Origin of the sequence: Catalinimonas alkaloidigena, from assembly GCF_029504655.1 — a bacterium.
GTDB classification, from domain to species: Bacteria; Bacteroidota; Bacteroidia; order Cytophagales; family Cyclobacteriaceae; genus Catalinimonas; species Catalinimonas alkaloidigena.
The window spans coordinates 4,468,208-4,485,013 of the sequence record NZ_JAQFIL010000001.1 but is presented as its reverse complement, the minus strand read 5'-3'; the positions used below and the strand labels follow the sequence as shown (position 1 = coordinate 4,485,013).

Annotated in this window: 16 protein-coding genes; 9 read left to right on the top strand and 7 right to left on the bottom strand. The window is 43.7% G+C overall.

The features are described from left to right. Positions 1–16 precede the first annotated feature (16 nt). The 3 genes from OKW21_RS18265 (at position 17) to OKW21_RS18255 (ending at position 2,695) form a co-directional block, all read left to right on the top strand. Positions 17–562, top strand: coding sequence for a SiaB family protein kinase (locus OKW21_RS18265; RefSeq protein WP_277481826.1), 546 nt, complete (start codon positions 17–19; stop codon positions 560–562). A gap of 2 nt (positions 563–564) precedes the next feature. Next, positions 565–960 carry a DUF1987 domain-containing protein gene (locus OKW21_RS18260; protein WP_277481825.1) on the top strand — a complete coding sequence of 132 codons (396 nt, stop codon included), beginning with the start codon at positions 565–567 and terminating at the stop codon, positions 958–960. A gap of 1,063 nt (positions 961–2,023) precedes the next feature. Further along, a complete protein-coding gene (locus OKW21_RS18255; protein WP_277481823.1) occupies positions 2,024–2,695 on the top strand; it encodes a hypothetical protein in 672 nt (223 codons plus the stop codon). A gap of 105 nt (positions 2,696–2,800) precedes the next feature. Here the strand turns inward: OKW21_RS18255 and OKW21_RS18250 are convergent, their stop codons facing one another. The 7 genes from OKW21_RS18250 to OKW21_RS18220 form a co-directional block, all read right to left on the bottom strand. After that, the gene (locus tag OKW21_RS18250) at positions 2,801–3,043 is read right to left on the bottom strand and encodes a hypothetical protein (RefSeq protein ID WP_277481821.1); all 243 of its coding nucleotides are present in this window, start codon (positions 3,041–3,043) and stop codon (positions 2,801–2,803) included. 72 nt (positions 3,044–3,115) lie between these two features. Continuing rightward, positions 3,116–3,709, bottom strand: a complete 594-nt coding sequence (locus OKW21_RS18245) for a DUF1326 domain-containing protein (protein ID WP_277481819.1) — start codon at positions 3,707–3,709, stop codon at positions 3,116–3,118. A gap of 233 nt (positions 3,710–3,942) precedes the next feature. Next, on the bottom strand, positions 3,943–6,363 hold the full coding sequence (locus tag OKW21_RS18240) for a TonB-dependent receptor (protein WP_277481818.1): 2,421 nt from the start codon (positions 6,361–6,363) through the stop codon (positions 3,943–3,945). Between the two features lie 202 nt (positions 6,364–6,565). Further along, positions 6,566–7,045 carry a DinB family protein gene (locus OKW21_RS18235; RefSeq protein ID WP_277481816.1) on the bottom strand — a complete coding sequence of 160 codons (480 nt, stop codon included), beginning with the start codon at positions 7,043–7,045 and terminating at the stop codon, positions 6,566–6,568. A gap of 228 nt (positions 7,046–7,273) precedes the next feature. Continuing rightward, entirely contained in the window at positions 7,274–8,185 is a 912-nt protein-coding gene (locus OKW21_RS18230) for an SMP-30/gluconolactonase/LRE family protein (protein WP_277481813.1), read from the bottom strand. A gap of 38 nt (positions 8,186–8,223) precedes the next feature. Then, positions 8,224–9,420 (bottom strand): acyl-CoA dehydrogenase family protein, encoded by a 1,197-nt coding sequence (locus OKW21_RS18225; RefSeq protein ID WP_277481810.1) that lies wholly within the window; start codon positions 9,418–9,420, stop codon positions 8,224–8,226. Positions 9,421–9,529: 109 nt separating this feature from the next. Then, the gene (locus tag OKW21_RS18220) at positions 9,530–10,642 is read right to left on the bottom strand and encodes a nickel-binding protein (protein ID WP_277481808.1); all 1,113 of its coding nucleotides are present in this window, start codon (positions 10,640–10,642) and stop codon (positions 9,530–9,532) included. 390 nt (positions 10,643–11,032) lie between these two features. On the opposite strand from OKW21_RS18220, the gene ggt reads away from it, so the two are divergent. The 6 genes from ggt (at position 11,033) to OKW21_RS18195 (ending at position 16,759) form a co-directional block, all read left to right on the top strand. After that, complete coding sequence (gene ggt, locus OKW21_RS18215) at positions 11,033–12,721, top strand: gamma-glutamyltransferase (RefSeq protein WP_277481806.1); 1,689 nt, start codon at positions 11,033–11,035, stop codon at positions 12,719–12,721. Positions 12,722–12,752: 31 nt separating this feature from the next. After that, the gene (locus tag OKW21_RS18210) at positions 12,753–13,751 is read left to right on the top strand and encodes a nucleoside hydrolase (protein WP_277481802.1); all 999 of its coding nucleotides are present in this window, start codon (positions 12,753–12,755) and stop codon (positions 13,749–13,751) included. Between the two features lie 251 nt (positions 13,752–14,002). Further along, positions 14,003–14,155: a four helix bundle protein gene (locus OKW21_RS32765; protein WP_420870141.1), complete on the top strand. Its 153-nt coding sequence runs from the start codon at positions 14,003–14,005 to the stop codon at positions 14,153–14,155. Positions 14,156–14,269: 114 nt separating this feature from the next. Then, positions 14,270–15,358: an endonuclease/exonuclease/phosphatase family protein gene (locus tag OKW21_RS18205; RefSeq protein ID WP_277481800.1), complete on the top strand. Its 1,089-nt coding sequence runs from the start codon at positions 14,270–14,272 to the stop codon at positions 15,356–15,358. 367 nt (positions 15,359–15,725) lie between these two features. Further along, on the top strand, positions 15,726–16,172 hold the full coding sequence (locus OKW21_RS18200) for a YybH family protein (protein ID WP_277481797.1): 447 nt from the start codon (positions 15,726–15,728) through the stop codon (positions 16,170–16,172). Between the two features lie 35 nt (positions 16,173–16,207). After that, entirely contained in the window at positions 16,208–16,759 is a 552-nt protein-coding gene (locus tag OKW21_RS18195) for a DUF7010 family protein (RefSeq protein ID WP_277481795.1), read from the top strand. Positions 16,760–16,806: the final 47 nt, after the last annotated feature.

Below are 16,806 nucleotides of genomic sequence, written 5' to 3'. Positions count from 1 at the left end.
CTAGTCGGCAAAAATTATGTTTTTAAGATTAAATACACTGAACGAACAGCTCGGTAAAGTATTAGATAATAGAGTCGTCGTTTATTATACAGGACCTATTACACCTTCAATCATGGTAGAGATTGGACGAGATATTCAAAATAAGCTTTCTGAGAACTTGAGAGCCAGTCGTAAAGTATTCTCCATTTTTCTGGAGTTGGCTCAGAATATCTATTTTTATTCTGCCGAAAAGGTAGCCTACTCAGAAAATATGGATAGTGTTGGCACAGTATACGTCATAGAGGATTGTAATCAATACTCGGTAATTTGTAGTAATCCTGTTCAAAAAATAGAAGTTGAAGAGCTAGTCAATAGTTATGAGCGGGTCAATTCTATGAGCAAAGATGAGCTTCGCGAACTTAGAAGAGTACAGCGTCGTCAGCCTTCTAGCACTAAAAGTAAAGGGGCAGGAATAGGGATTACCCAGGTAGCTATACTTTCTGGAAATCCCATCCGAGTTTGTGCTCATAAGGCTTGTGCCGACTATAAGTTTTTCACATTATTAGTATCAATAAATAAGTAAGTATGAAAGCAACTAAGTTAAATGATTTAGAAATTCACGGTGAAGAGGGAACGTTCTTTGTGCCTCATGTTCATTTCCAAGCGCAAAACGGCAAGTGTTTAATGGAAGGTGAAGCTTTTCTGGAGGATACGTGGGACTTTTATGAACGCTTGATGACGTGGTTACAGAATTACACTGCTTCCAATCGCCCGATTACTTTTGATTTTAAATTATCGTATTTCAATACGAGTTCATCGAAAGGCATATTAGAATTATTATTATTTCTAAAAGAATATGAAGATCAGGGAGGAGATGTTACCGTGAATTGGCATTATCCTGAAAAAGACGAAGATTCACTAGAGGAAGCGCAAGATTTTAAAGAAGATACTGGGCTGGATATTAATATATTTACCTACTAGCTCGTCTGGGTGTAGTGTCCTAATCAGAACTAAGCTTAACAAACGAAAATAACATTTTTCTTTCACTTCACCCTCTCGGTCTTGTAAAAGGACAAGCCCATCGTGAAACAAGAAAGAAAAACATAACAATAGCGGCCGTTCCTTAAAAACTTTGTAAGGCGTTCGCCCCTAAAGAGGAATGAAATCTTAGGCAATTGTAAAATATTCACAAGTTCTATGGTTTAAGCAAGGGCTGGCGCATGGTTTTTCCATATTTTTAGTTGTTTCGGATACAAGCAAAAATTCGGTGGATAATTTTGTTTCGCACCTCTATAAGTTAGTCTAAATGACAATCCGGGAGACTTAAGCATACAGATATCCAATTCCATACATCTTTCATCAAAACTTCGGAAGAGCCAGTTTCATCCGAAATATCCATTTTCAGAAACTTGACTATCATGCCATTTGATACGTCCTTGACCCAAGTAATAGGTTTTCCGTAAATGAATAAGCAACTCCTCAACTGGAAGTGAAGTACAAAGTTTTTGATTTTTCGGACAAGGCTTGCCGTTAATAAGCCCGCATTCATCGGCCGACGATCGGTGGTAGCATGTTTCACAGGATATACCATAGTCATGGTAAGCTTTAGATTCATTGCCAATCTTTTTGGCATAACTCAGCACTTTTGGTTCTCTGCGGATGTCAGAATAAGCTTTCTTCGTAAAATCATACATAGAAAACCTGTTTTTACCTTAAAATTCACGGTGGCCCACATATATTCACACTTAGTAGCAACTACTGCTTTCTTAGAATTTTACTACCCTACAAACCTAAAGGCGACCACTTGCAATACAGACTTTCTATATTTTGTAATTCAAACAAGATGTATCTTTAGATTATGGCGAGTACGAGAGCTTTTTGGAGTAACATACCGCGAAGATACTAAATAGGGCCAACTGTCAGTAGCCGTCTAAAGGCGTGGGATTTCATTCATCCCAATAACTAGAGATTAACCAAATAGTAGCTACGCTGAATTCCGTACAGGGGTGGCGTTGCCGCGGCCGATGGTCGTTTTAAGATCAGGGTGAACGCTACCGACTCTATTGTCTTTTCCAGTGTGGGTTACAAACCTTACCTGATCGTTCCGGCAGATACTACTCCCCAGAGCCTTAAAAATCTGATTATTCGGATGGAGCCGCAGGTTACGGTGCTGGATGAAGTGAAGTTTAAAGAATACATAGACATCACCAAATACATTCCACGTAACTATGACAGCACGGTAGATTTGAGAAGGTCACAGGGTACACCTATGTTAGAACATTGGGAACCTGAAGAGAAAAACGCAGTGGGAGTAGGCGGTGGTGAAAATGGTGCGCGGCTGGAAGGGGCGGTGACCGCTTTTGCCAATCTGTTCAACAGTGAATTTCAGCAGCACAAGAAGCTCAAGGAGATTATGGAAATAGAAGAGGAAGAGCAGCGAAACCAGTCTATCCAGGAAGCCATGACCGACAAGTACCAGGCGATGGTTTCGGTAGCTGCCAAGCTAAACCAGTACGACATCCAACGCTTCACAGACTTGTACATGCCTCATCCCTTTGTCATGATGGATATGACAGATTATGAAGTCATGGCGGGAATCGTTAGACACCTGAGAACTTTTCAGCCTCGGCCCGATCCACTGGAAAAACTTTTGGAAACCGGTACATTTGAGGGACAGGAAAGCAACAAACAGCCTTTCAACCCTCCTAAGCCTTAGCTTGGTCCCAGTCATCGTACAAATAGGATTGCCTGCTGTATATTGAAGTATTATTTATTGGTATAAGGATTAGGTTTACAAAAGTGAGTTATTCATTTCTAAATGTTATTCCACACCTCTCTGCGCTTTTAGGTACTCCATATCAAAGTAGATATACCATTGCTGGATTTTTCCATCATCCCAGCACATGCGATAGGCAATGGGAACTCTGGCTACCTTACCTACCAGTTCAGGGTTTTCCGTATAGGTAGCCAACTTAGCCATTTCTACAGGTTCAGGGGTATTCTGTGCTGTTAAATTAGCAATGAGAGACAAGCTTAGTATGCTTGTTAGTATTCTTCTTTTCATGACGTAATGGTTTGTTATATGTAGAAAATGTACCCTGCATTAACGCAGGGTACCTACTGTTTGAATCTGTGTTTACTGGCCTGCCATCACATCCTCTGAGCTTATGTCAATAGTCACCATAAAGCCGGTAGTGCCTTTAGTCTCAAAAGGTTTTTCTCCTGCATGATAGGCTTGTACCAGATTGGGCATAAGTATGACGCCATTATTGCGGGGAACCATTGCATACCCTATGTTCTGGATTACCACCGGGCCATCAGTCATACCTTGCTGATGCTGGAGTACCATTTCAGCGGTCTTGCCATCATTAAGACGAGCTTCAGCTTTATCATTATCGGCCATCCACTGCATTTCAGCATCCTGTTCCACTTCAAAGGAGCTCCATTGTAGAGGTAAAATATGGCTGAGAATGACTTTGATTCCTTCCCGCTGCTCCTCACTTACCGAGGGGTCAAAGGTCAGAACTGCCCAGTCAGCTTTCCCCTGTGAAAAATCTTCTCCCAGGTCGCCGGCCAGCCAGTATTTTGCCCCATCCAGTGCAACACCATTATAGCTTCCTTTATTGACTCTGTGGGCCATATTGAAGCGGCAATAATGTGCGGCCTCATCTCCATGATGTTCTGCATGCTGCCCGCTATGGCGGGGGCAGATTGGCCATTGAAGAAGCATTGACAAAACATAGTACAACTGCAGGCTTCAATAATGGTAGCATTGTAATCCCATTGTACCTTTTCATCAGATTGTGCCTACAACTGAGGTGAACAGATCAGCAATCCGATGGCTGAGCAAAGCGAAGTTCTTGAAATTAAGCTTTTCATAGTTTTTTATAATTAAGTTGTAGGTAATGTGTGTATTAGTATTTGTTTTAATATGTAGTTCATCAACAGTATCAGGGTTCAATATCAATTGGTTACCCGATGCTGTTCCTCTGCCGATGCCCCTGCTCGCTGCCTTGCTCCTTTAACCTTATTGTTACCAAATTTCTGTGTATAGGTGATGATGAACTGACGTTTATCAAACTTCATTCTGCCATCAAGCACAAAAGCAGCACTATCATGAGTTTTCCACCTAAACTGTGTAGTTTCAAAAATATCGTTGCAGGAAAATCTCAAGGAACCATTGTTATTGAATTTCTTCTGTATACCCAGATTTACAAAGCCTCTTGCCAGCCAGTTGAAGTAGCCGTTGATGACCGGTGAGCTGTAGTTGCCTGCCAACTCCAGGGTAAACTTCGCAGGCAACTGAAAAGTATGCGTAGTGTTGGCTTGAAACCCTTTCTGGGCCCTTTGGTAATATTCACCATTGAGTTCGGTATCGATCATCTGCCAGTTAGCAGTGAGGTTGTTTTCCACTTCCCACCAGGGTGTCAGTGGGAATGGTAAAGTAAAGGTGACGGCAAAGGTATTCCTTCTGTCAATATTATCAGATACGAAAATAAGCATGTTGGTCTCCTGATCAATCTGTGGCTGAAATCGCATGATCACATTTTTGTCCATGCTGTATTGTAAGGAGAACATAAAGCTCTTGTATGCATAGTCCGCTTTAAGGTTATGGGTAAAAGTGGGCAAAATATTGGCGTTGCCTGAAAAGAAGGTATAAGGGTCAAGGAATACCACAAAGGGGGCCATTTCATTGAATGTGGGGCGGGTGATTCTACGGCCATAGGAAAACTGTAGCACATGATCTTTACTCAATTTTCTGGATACGAACAGAGAAGGAAATAAATTGCCGTAATTGCGCGCTATCAACTCACCTTCACCCAGGGATTCCAGATAGGTTTTGGTATGTTCGTACCTTAATCCTGCCTGAAGGGTGGTAGCATCATCTATGTCTATTTTTAAGGAAGAAAATGCTGCCAGAATATCTTCAGTAAGATCAGCATTGCTACTGTAAGCAGGTTCTTTTATCCAATTCCTTTCTTCTTTTTCTTCAAAAGCCACATCATTGATCAGGTGGGAGAATGTGCCCTTGATGCCTGATTCCAGAGTAATGGATGAGCCGATATTCATAGAATAATCTATCTTGGCTACCCAAATGTCAATGGGAGTGTCTTTGCTGATTCTATTTTCTTCTTCTCGTACAAAAGATCCTTCAGCGGTATAGAATTCATTGCTATAATGCGATGGATTGGCATTATTATAGGTCAGATAGTCCAGATTGGCATTGAGTACCTGTCCCTGGCTAAAAGTGTGCTGCAGGTTAATATTGCCCATCAGATGTTTCCACTGGTTCGTTTCCAGCATTATCAAATCAACCAGGGTGTCAGTGGATTGCGCATAAACAAAAGAAGAGTAAGTGAGAGCCTCCATCTGAAAACGGTTACTGTAACCACTCATTAATCCGCTGAAAATGGTATTTGTACCCAGCAGATAATCAAATCCAAACTGGTAATTGTGTGCCCTACGTTCTGTATTCCGGTTAGAAATATTCAAAGCGGATACAGACTCAGTCTCGTTTTCACTTTCCCTGCGGTTCCTCCAGCGTTGCAGTTGTTCGGTATAGTTCAAGGAATAATTGGCATATACACTCAGCCTTCTTCCCTGATGGTTCAGGTTGATACTGGTATTGGCTAGCTTTCCACTGCTGTGCCCCAGGCTACCTGTAAACGTACCATGCGTACCTGCTACACCATTACCTTTTTTCATGATGATATTAATGAAGCCAGCATCTCCATCAGCGTCATATTTAGCGGGAGGCACTGTCATAATTTCTATCTTCTCTATATCTCCGGCATTCATTCCGGCCAGCATCTGGTATACTGCTTCCATTGGCATGCGGCTTCGCTTACCATTCATCAGGACGATGACACCATCTTTGCTGTTTATTGAGAAAACATTATTTTGCCGGTTAACAAATACTCCCGGAGACCTTTCCAGTATGTCAATGGCAGAGAGCCCCGCTGAAGTGATGCTACTTTGCACATTAATTACCATCTTGCCCATCTTCATCTCATAGAGAGGCTTAGTGGCTTTTATGACTACTTCATCCAGTTCCTGCGTGTCTTCTGCCAGCGTAATGATCCCTACGGAGAGCTGGTCCTTCTTTTGAATCTTAAGCGGATTAGAATAGGTTTTGGTATACCCTATCATGTAATACTCAATGAAGTAATTTCCATTGGGTACATCAACCAGACTGAAATGTCCATTTTCATCAGAGACAGCTCCTTTTATCAGAACCGAATCTGCTTGGTTGCGCAGTAATACATTAGCATAGGCTAGGCCATTTTGTTGGTCGTTATAAATGCTACCCCGAATACTGCTTTGCGAATACCCTATTTGGTGTAGGGATAGCAATGCTAGTGTGGTATAAATAAATGTTTTCATACTATTAGACGAATTTCAATCAAGAAAGTAACCTCCCGATAGTATGTAGGATAAAGAATGCGGAAGCAGAGGGGAAACCCCTCTTTTTCCGCTATGCTTATACTTATTTATGAAAGGTCGGTTTGATATTGGTATTAAACCCCAAGCTTTCCGGTTCTATGTTCCAGATTTTATGACATGTCACAAAGCAGTCTATTGTTGTTTATCCTAGAATATTGTATTCAGTAAAACTGGGAGGAACTGCCTCTTTCATCCTTAAACAGACTATCGCCTGAGCCCGATGATGGGCTGTATGGCTCTCTCCCCGAAGAATTAAATCCAGGTTTGAATGCCCTTCTAGAAACGAGGGCTTGTGCTTATCTTTTCCCTGGCTCAATATTTCATCATTTATCTGAGGAAACGTATTGATTACGAAGTCAAATGAATCACTGCTATAATCCATTACCCTCTTTTTATTAACATCGCCGGACTGATTGGTCAGATAGTCTCCCATAAATAGGTTAATATCATCAGGAGGTTGTATCAAATAATCTTTTTGCATTAAACTCTCAAAATCTGTGAAATCAGCTTCATCCATCATGAATCCCATAAACAGGACATTAAAAAAGCTGAGATGGATGAAGTGCTGGGCGAAAGTCAATTGATTTTCAGTGGGGCTATATTCAATATGCTCTACTGGCATGGCTCAAATGCCGCTAGCGTATATTCTATTGACTTTTTCCGCCTGTTATTTAGATCATTGACCCATTGGTTTTCATTAGCATAATGTGAGGATATAAGCGCAAAGTGACTTACTCTAATAAAATTGAGTATTGTTCTGCGTTTCATCTTAACATTGATTATTGATAAGTAGCGCTTTTGGTTGATTCTTTCATAGTCGCCATGGTTTGAAGTAGGATATTAGCTCCAGCTATTTCCTGGAGGCTTCACCGCCTGCCAGACTCAGGTCCAGTTGATACACTACGCCTGTTTCCATTATCTGTTGCTTTGGGCAACCGGTAGTAAATAAGGTGTTGCCATCAGGGCCTCCAAAAGTGAGGTTGGACACCCAAAGCTGCCCGGCAGGCAGGCTGCGCATCAGTTTGCCCTGAGGATCTAGTACCTGTATTTTTCCTGTGCCCAGGTGGGCTACAAATAGATTGCCATCCTCATCACAGAGGATACCGTCCGGGCCACCAAACTCTTCTCCCAGATCCGGTAGCTTAGCGAATAAATTTTTTGGGCCTACATTAGCCGGAGAAAGTATGGGGAAAACAAGAATTTCGTTATGCCTAAAATCTCCTACATATAGCGACTTACCATCAGGGGCCAATGCGATACCATTAGGAAAGCCTACCCACTCCGCTAAGAAGTGTGATTTTCCTCCTGCATCTACATAGCCTATCCGACCAATAGAGTCTTCTTCCCCTGCAGGGTCGGTGAAATAGAAGCCTCCCTGATTATCCAGCACGATGTCATTGGGCGCGCGCAGGGGCTTACCGCCACATTCAGTCACAAATTCGCTTAGCTCTTCTCCATTGGCATCAAGTTTCAAAATCACTTTACGTATTCTGTCGCAGAGCAAGTGGTTTCCATCACTCAGGATCTTGTGGCCGTTCGCTCCTTCAGTAGCAAACCATTCACTGGTATCACCCTCAGGAGTAATTTTTGTGACCGGCCCTCTGAAAGGTTCAGAGACATAGAGGTTCCCTTCTTTATCAAAAACCGGAGCTTCAGCAAAAGTAGCTATCCTTGCAACTTCTACAGGTTCAAGCGTATGCTGTGCCAAAGCGGGAACATAACAGATCAGCCAACTTATCATATATATGCTAAAGTGTTTCATCACAGTAAGTTTATGTGGTACTTGATTTTATCAGAAGATCAGAAATAGAAAAAAGGCCAGTTAGGCTCTAGCCCTAGCATCAATTGTCCTACTGCCTGATAGCGGTCAGTGGAGATAAATGCGTGATGCTTAATGGTATGGATATCTCTGAAATGTCGTTGTATGTTACCCGATTCTCGCATGCCACTTAGCCCGGCCATTTCATGTGCTATATTGACAGCGTCTACACATGAGCGTATGGCGTAAGTGCTGGATAACTGGAGCTGCATTCTTTGTTCGGTAGTGATCCTCAATCCCTGCAGGGCAGTTTCCCAGGTATCATGCAGGATTTCAAATAAATAGGCTCTACCTGCTCTGAATGTCGCTTCTGCCTCTGCCAGTTTCATTTGAATGTGCTGATTGTCTTTTAAAACAGCCTGAGTGTAGTTTGGGACTTTTTGCTTCGTCAGCGCTAAAATCTCATCCAGCGCACTGCGGGCAATTCCCAAAGCCGGTGCCGCCAGCGCAGATACAGCATACCATACAGAGTTGCGGTAGAGTGCTCCCTGAAAAGCGGAGCCGACAGCATTATCAATGGGCAGCATGGGCGCAATACGATGTTCCGGGACAAAAATACCCTCAAAAGTAAAATCATGACTCGCAGTTCCTCTCATGCCAATGGTGTCCCAGCTATCCACTACCTTACCTTCGTGGGTTGGAGCCATAAGGCAAATGATGACGGGCTGACCGTTGCCATAAGTTCGGGGCTTTTCTCCCTCCATTACGATGGCATTGGTAAAAAACCAATTGGCATACTGACAGCCCGTAGAGATTTTCCAGTGTCCGCTTATCTGGTAGCCTCCTTTCACCGGTATGGCTTGTCCGGGGGGATGCAGGGAAGAAGCGACAATCACTTCTTCTTCCGTAGCGAAGACATCATCCATAGCTTCATCGGAAAAGCATTGGAGGATGATATCAATTCCGGCAGTGAGCTGGAGGTTCCAACTTGCGGCACTGTCTATTTTTGCAAGCTCCTCAAATATTTCAAAGGCGGTAATAGGATCTGTTTCCAATCCGCCATAAGCTTTGGGCTTCCATATCCTGAACAAACCAGCTTCTTTCATCGCATCAAGTACAGGGTCGGATAATCTTCTGTTTTCTTCTGCTTCTTTAGCGTATTTGAGGAGCACAGGTTTAATTTCCCTGACCTTATCCAAAAGGTCTTTTTGAAGGGTAGGGGTTGGAGATGTTATCATGGTATCTTTCTTTAGGTTGGATGGACTGATCGTGTGACTGTTTTGTTAAAACTAGCGATGAAGTACCATTTACTATGTTACATTTGTTTTAAATACAGGTAAATATGTTTCATGCCATTTGTAATTCAGAAGGAGGGTATCCATATTTCTTGTGGAAGATTTTGGTAAAATAAGACGGGCTGGAAAACCCGACTTCGTAGGCTACTTCGGAGATGCTTTTCTTTTTAGATTGTAAAAGGCTCCAGGCTTCCCTCATACGTACTTCCTTGATAAAGTCATTGGGGGATTTTCCGGTCAGGGCACTTACTTTGCGGTAAAGGTGAACCCGGCTTAAGCCCATCAGCTTAGCAAGCTTAGCAACATTCAGGGATTCTGCCTGCAGGTTTTGCTCTACAGTTTCAAACAGCTCATCGGTAAACGCTACTTCCGAGCCACTCAATACTTTAGCAGAAGAAAGTGTAGCCGGGTATAGCGAACCTTCGGTTTCCATCTGCAGCAACTCTTTTAGTTGTGCTGTCATGATCACCTGATTGGGTGGAGCGATCATGCTCAGTCGGTCAGCCTGCATGATGGCCTTTTCAAAAAATCCGCCTTTTTCAGTGAGGGGCTGGCCTATGTTCAGGGCTATTCGGTAATGGATATCCCATTCACTGTTTTCAGTATGCTTATGCTGTCGCCTCTGTATACTTTCCTGTATATTTCTGGCACATCTGATGGCATTGATAGGAGAATCAAATACGCCGATGATCTTTTCTTCTATGATATACTCTACAAATTTACCGTTAAACTTAGCGATGGCATCCGCTACCAGGTTCTTGGGTTTTATCGGAACCAGATAATATTTATTTTGCGTGTTGTTTATTCTGCGTATATCGGTAAGCAGTATGGTACGGTTGGCGGCATCTGTTTTACCATCTGTGGTGAGCGTCATGTCACGGTCCAGTGGAGCTTCTTCTCCCATAAAAAGCTTAAGGTATACCGGTTCCACCTCCTGTATGTTACAGGGAGTATGACAGTGGGATGACCAATGGCAGGCGTTTACGGCATCCGGATTTGGACCGTCAATCAGACAGTAGACGGTAGAGGCCTCTTCATTAAACCAGTATTGCAGGAATCGTACGCCAAACTCATCCTGTACAGCTAAATCAGCCTGATGGGCAAGCCTAACATCTTCTTCAGTAGGGTTTCCTTCTAACTTGTGTATATCAATATAAATAGGCATGACATATAGGTTTTAGGTTGACAATAGAAAGAGAACTATAAACTGCTGATGGCAGGCGTATTGACTTGCGAACATGAAACTGACACAAAACTTCGTAAATGATCTTTTATGCTATCTGTGCTAATGAGTGTATGCTGATATATCTATGATAGGATATTAAGTTTCAGCTCATTCTCCTTGTGTATAAAGCTAGCAAGTATTTCGTATGTCCGTTATAACGTATGTTTCATTTGCTGGTAAATTCGTTTCATTTGTCATTACATTTGATTCATAGTGCCTCATATCAGTTTTTTTAAAGGCTTTTGAGGTTTTACAATTGTTAATGTATGCGTTTCTTTATGTGAAAAGCATTTTCACTTAACTTACAGTTTCAAGCAACTTTACGACCGCATGAGAATAATCTGTTTTTTACTTGTTCTATTATGCTTTATCACCTTCACTACTTACGCACAGGACCGTTCTTCAGGTAAAGCTTTTGCCACCCGCTCTGAAGTGCTGGCCCGCAATGGTATGCTCGCTACCAATCATCCGCTGGCTACCCAGATCGGTATTGACATTCTCAAGCAGGGTGGCTCAGCCATAGATGCTGCCATTGCCGCCAATGCTTTCCTGGGCTTTGCCGACCCTGGTATGAACGGCATAGGCGGCGATCTTTTCGCCATCGTTTGGGATGCAGAAACCCAGCAGCTTTACGGCATCAATGGTAGTGGAAGGTCTGTGCAAAACATGACAAGGGAGTATCTGCTGGCACAGCAGGAGAAAGGCACACCTCATCATACAGGTATTCTTTCCGTCACTACCCCCGGCTGTGTGGATGCCTGGTTTGCGCTCAACGAAAGGTTTGGTAAACTCCCCATGTCTACGCTTCTGCAACCTACCATTGCCTATGCCAGAGAGGGGATTCCCATTACGCAGGAGGTGGCCGATAATATGAAAGATATGGAAGAAAGCGTGATCAATAGTGATCATGAGAATTTCAAAGCGCTCTTCTTTACCGACGGACATTTTCCCCGTAAAGGAGATATGTTTAAGAACCCGGACCTGGCCAATACCCTGAGTTTGATCAGTGAGCAGGGGAGAGATGCTTACTATAAAGGAGAAATAGCCGAAAAGATAGAAGCCCATATGAAAAAAAGGGGAGGCTTCCTGACGCGGGAGGATTTGGCTGCGCACGAATCTGAATGGGTAGAGCCGGTATCGGTTAATTACCGCGGCTATGACGTGTGGGAACTTCCTCCCAACGGACAGGGCATGGGTGCGTTGCAAATGCTGAGTATACTGGAAGGTTTTGACATCGGCAGCTTTGGTTATGGCAGCGCAGCGCATATCCACCACTTCCTGGAAGCGAAAAAACTGGCTTACGAAGATATGGTGCGCTACTATGGCGATCCTGATTTTGGTGATATTCCCATAGAAGAACTGCTCTCTGAAGAATACGCTGCTCAACGCAGAGCATTGATTGATCCTGACAAAGCCGGAGTCTATCATCCCGGTTTACAGTCGGGTGATCATACGATTTACCTGACCGCTGCGGATAAGGAGGGCAATATGATTTCATTCATTCAGAGCAATTCCGCACTTTTTGGCTCTTTGGAAGTGGTCAAAGGGCTGGGCTTTCCTTTGCAGAACAGGGGAGGGGGCTTTATCTTGGAAGAAGGGCATATCAATACCTACGCACCGGGCAAGCGTCCTTTTCATACCATTATCCCTGCTTTTGTGACCAAAGATGGTGAGCCTTTCATGAGCTTTGGTGTCATGGGAGGTGACATGCAGACGCAAGGTCATGTACAAATCCTGATGAATGTGCTGGACTTCGGGATGAACCTGCAGGAAGCCGGCGATGCACCCCGTATTTACCATCGGGGAAGTATATGGTATGACGGACATTCCGATAATGTTGGCGATACTTATTTGGAGTCAGGCTTTGACTACGAAGTGCTGAGCGAACTGATGAAGAAAGGACATAATATCCGTATGGCGAGAGGTATATTTGGCGGTTATCAGGCCATTATGTTCAAAGGCGGTGTGTACTACGGAGCTTCCGAATCCCGCAAGGATGGTCAGGCCGCCGGTTATTAATCAACAATCATTTTTCTCTATTCAATATCTTATGAAATCAATCTATTCTATTCTTTTAAGCATATTTATCTCTTATTCAGTATTAGCCCAGCCTACCAGGATCATCTTTGACACCGATATGGAATCCGATGTGGATGATGTGGGGGCATTGGCCATGCTTCACGGACTGGCTGATGCTGGTGATGCGGAAATATTAGGCACCATGGTGTGCAGCCTGAACCCCTGGTCCGTACCCACGGTAGATGTAGTGAACACCTATTGCGGAAGGCCGGATATTCCCATCGGGGCGGTTAAAACACTGGGCGTTTACCGTAATTCTAAATACGCCAGAATCATCTCCGAAGAGTTTCCTCAGGATGAAGGACTGGGAGAAAGAGCAAAGGATGCCACCCAGCTTTATCGTCAGTTATTAGCGGCAGAAGAAGACAGTAGTGTCGTCATTGTCACTGTAGGTTACCTGACCAATCTTTCTTATCTGCTTAACAGTGCTCCCGATGACATCAGTCCGCTCAATGGGGTGGAACTGGTGCGTCAAAAGGTGAAGCATCTGGTCTGTATGGGCGGTCGTTATCCTTTTCAGCAGAACCCGGGGCGCTGGGGCAATTTCATGCCTGATCCCGGAGCCACAGTGCATGTCGCCCAGGCCTGGCCTACAGATATCATCTACACCGGAGGAGGCGACTTTGCTGATTTGTTTCAAACCGGCAAAAAGACATTTGACTATCCCCAGGATTCCAATCCTATTTCCCGTGCCTACACCATATTTCTGGAAAGCTGGAACAGAAACTATCATCACAGTGCCGACCTGATTGCCGTCTATGTAGCGGTAAGGGGATGGGGGGAGTATTTTGAATTTAATTCGCAGGGCTACAACCATATTTTTGAGGATGGTACCCACATGTGGCGCTTGCAGCCTGATGATCCCCGTCACCATTACATTGACACACTTAAAGAGGGCATTGATCCCGATGAAGTAGCTGAGCTTTTTGACGATTTCATGATTAGTGCTATACGGACAAAGGCTGAGTAAGAAGCTAGGAGTGGGGAGTGGAAAGTTGGAAGTCAGGAGTCGGATGACAGAATTTGTACATTCACTACTATTTGATGAAAGGAATCATGAATTTTAGTTTGAGAAAACTGATAGTTTGGCAGAGGGTTATGGAATTGGGAGAAGATATTCATAAACTGGCTAACAATTTTCTGAAGTAAGAGCTACACAACCTTGCCTCACAGGTCAGAAGAGGATGAGGTTCTATCGCTTTAAATATTTCATAGGGTTCTATTGGTCAGTCTTACCCTGAATTCAAAAGGTTTGTGGGATATGCTATCCGCTCACTGGCTGAAGTGATCCCTTGCCTGTATAAAGCTAAAATGCATAACTATAATTCTGAAGAACAATTTACTGTAAATTATAAATTACGATTTTGCGTTTGATTCAATGAATATGATGGTCGCGCTGAAAGAGAAAATTAAGTAGCCGGGCGTCCGAAGTCCGTAGCAAACTTCTGGCTCTGGTCTCCCGATTACTGACTTTAAAATCACAAAACTATGGAACTTAAAGTAGCCTTTTGGAACCTGCAAAACCTGTTTGATGCACAACTGTCTCCCATAGCCGCCGATCTGGGCTTTACTGCCGAAGAAGGCTGGACCGAAGCAGTGGTGGAAGCCAAACTGGATAAGCTGGCCGAAGTAATTCGCCTGATGCATGATAGTACAATGCCCGATCTGCTGGGCGTTTGCGAAGTGGAAAACAAACCGCTGATGGAAAGGCTGATCAGCAAACTTGATGCGGAACGTTATGATGTAGCGCATGTGGAAAGTCCTGATATTCGCGGCATAGATGTTTCGCTCTTGTACAACAAGCAACTTTTTCATCTGGACCCTGAGATGCCTCCCCGCGCCATTAAAGTTGCCAACCGTTTTCCTACCCGTGATATTTTTGAAGTGCCTCTTCGGCTGAATAATTCGGACATAGAACTGATTGTCTATATAAATCACTGGCCCTCGCGGAGCAGGGGAAGATATGAAAGCGAGCCTCTGCGCATGACGGTAGCCAACCACCTGGGCAAACTCATAGATGATAAGCTCAAGCTAGATCGTGTGGCCTATTTGTCAATGCCCGATACGGATGAGACGCTGCAACTGCTCAACCGCTACTGGAACCGTAATGTGCTGGTGATGGGTGATTTTAATGACGAACCCTTCGATCGCAGCATACTGGACTATCTCAAAGCCAGCAGTGGTACTGATCATCTGGAGGAAGTCATTAAGGCCGATCGTTATTCGGGAAATGAGCGCGAAAATACACCTATGCCCAAGACTTACTTTGAAGAACAGGCGTATCTGTTCAACTGTATGTGGCCCTTTCTGGCCCAGCCGGATATTGGCACCCTCTATTATAATGGATCTACCAATACAATGAACCTGCTGGATCAGTTTATGATCTCCCGTGGACTGTATTATGGTGAGCAGGGCTTAAAGTTTGACTGCGAATCTGTGGAAATCTTCCGTCCCGACATCATGAGCAGTAGGCAAAAGCAGCGACCTGTGCGATTTGAGTTTGACAAAGATGGCATCAAGCCTCCCAAAGGCTACAGCGATCACTTTCCTATTATCGGAAAGATAGAAGTGCTCTGAGGATTGAAAAGCATATAATGATTTCGTGAAGCAGGGCACACTTGGCAAATGCGTGCCAGATCAATCTGGTATTTCATTCAAGCCTAAAGCAGGTCTGCGCAAGTTTCCTTCTGAAGGACAATGAAGAGAAATAAAAAAACTGATCCTTCTGCCACTGTTTGTATCCCGGACTGGAAGTCCCGGACTGGAGGTCTCACAAACAGCCAATGAGTACTAAATAAAACATTGGGTAAACAACCTCATTAAAACATAAGTGCAACTATAAGAGCGCAATAGGTGAAATAAGCCTGGCTTATTTATCCATGCAATCTCTGAAAAACGTATCTTACAAAGAAAAAACTACTACCCAAGCCAAACGATGAATCACATGAAAAAATACGCTATCCTCCTTTTGCTTAATGTACTGATGATCATCCCTGCCATCGCTCAGGATAGCACAATGTATGATAAGGAAAAGCAAAACATAAAAGCATTGATTGATCAGTATGCCCAGGCCAGAGAAAAGCAGGATACCACTTTGCTCAATGAAATCCTGACCAAAGATATTGATCAGCTGGTTTCTTCGGGAGAGTGGCGGAGAGGAAAAGAGGAGGCAAGGCAGGGCATGATGCGTAGTTCCAGCAGTAATCCCGGAGAAAGAACACTGGCCGTAGAGCAGATACGCTTTCTCAGTCTGGAAACTGCCATTGCGGATGCCCGCTATGAAATCAGAAATACCGATGGGAGTGTCAGGAAAATGTGGAGTACTTTTGTAGTAGTGCATGGGGGTGACCGATGGAGAATTGCGGCCATCAGAAACATGCTTCCTGCCTAAAATATTTAGCGCATCATCCATACAGGCAACACGCTATGAACGCAAAAGAATTGAATCAGCTGAGGCTGGAACTCGCGCTAAAAGCAAAGAATGGAATAGATTTTATCCTCGCGGCCAGTATCATATGGCTCATGATTTCTTATGTCTGGACATTACCTTATTCGGACTATAACAAGAGCGTTATTACCTTCATCATCGGAGGCCTTATGCTTCCGGTGGCCTGGGGACTCTCTAAACTACTGAACACAAGCTGGACAATCAAAAATAACCCCCTTCAGCCCCTGGGCCTATGGCTTAATTTTGCCCAACTGTTTTATTTTCCTTTCCTGATACTTATACTTCTCAAGTCCCCTCAGTACTTTGTGATGACCTATGTTATCATTACCGGGGCGCATTTCTTCCCCTATGCGTGGTATTACAATGAAAAGTCTTTTGCGATTATGGCAGGCGTAATTTCGTTAGGCGCATTACTGTTAGGCCTGAATTTGGTTGCTGAAAATATGTATTTTGTGCCGCTTTTTATGTCAGCGTCCCTATTGGTATTGGCAGGGTTAATTCATATTTCCTATAAAAAAAAGAAAAAATAAATGGCCCAGCTTTCTACCTCAGGGCCTTTTTAGATATAAGATTCAGC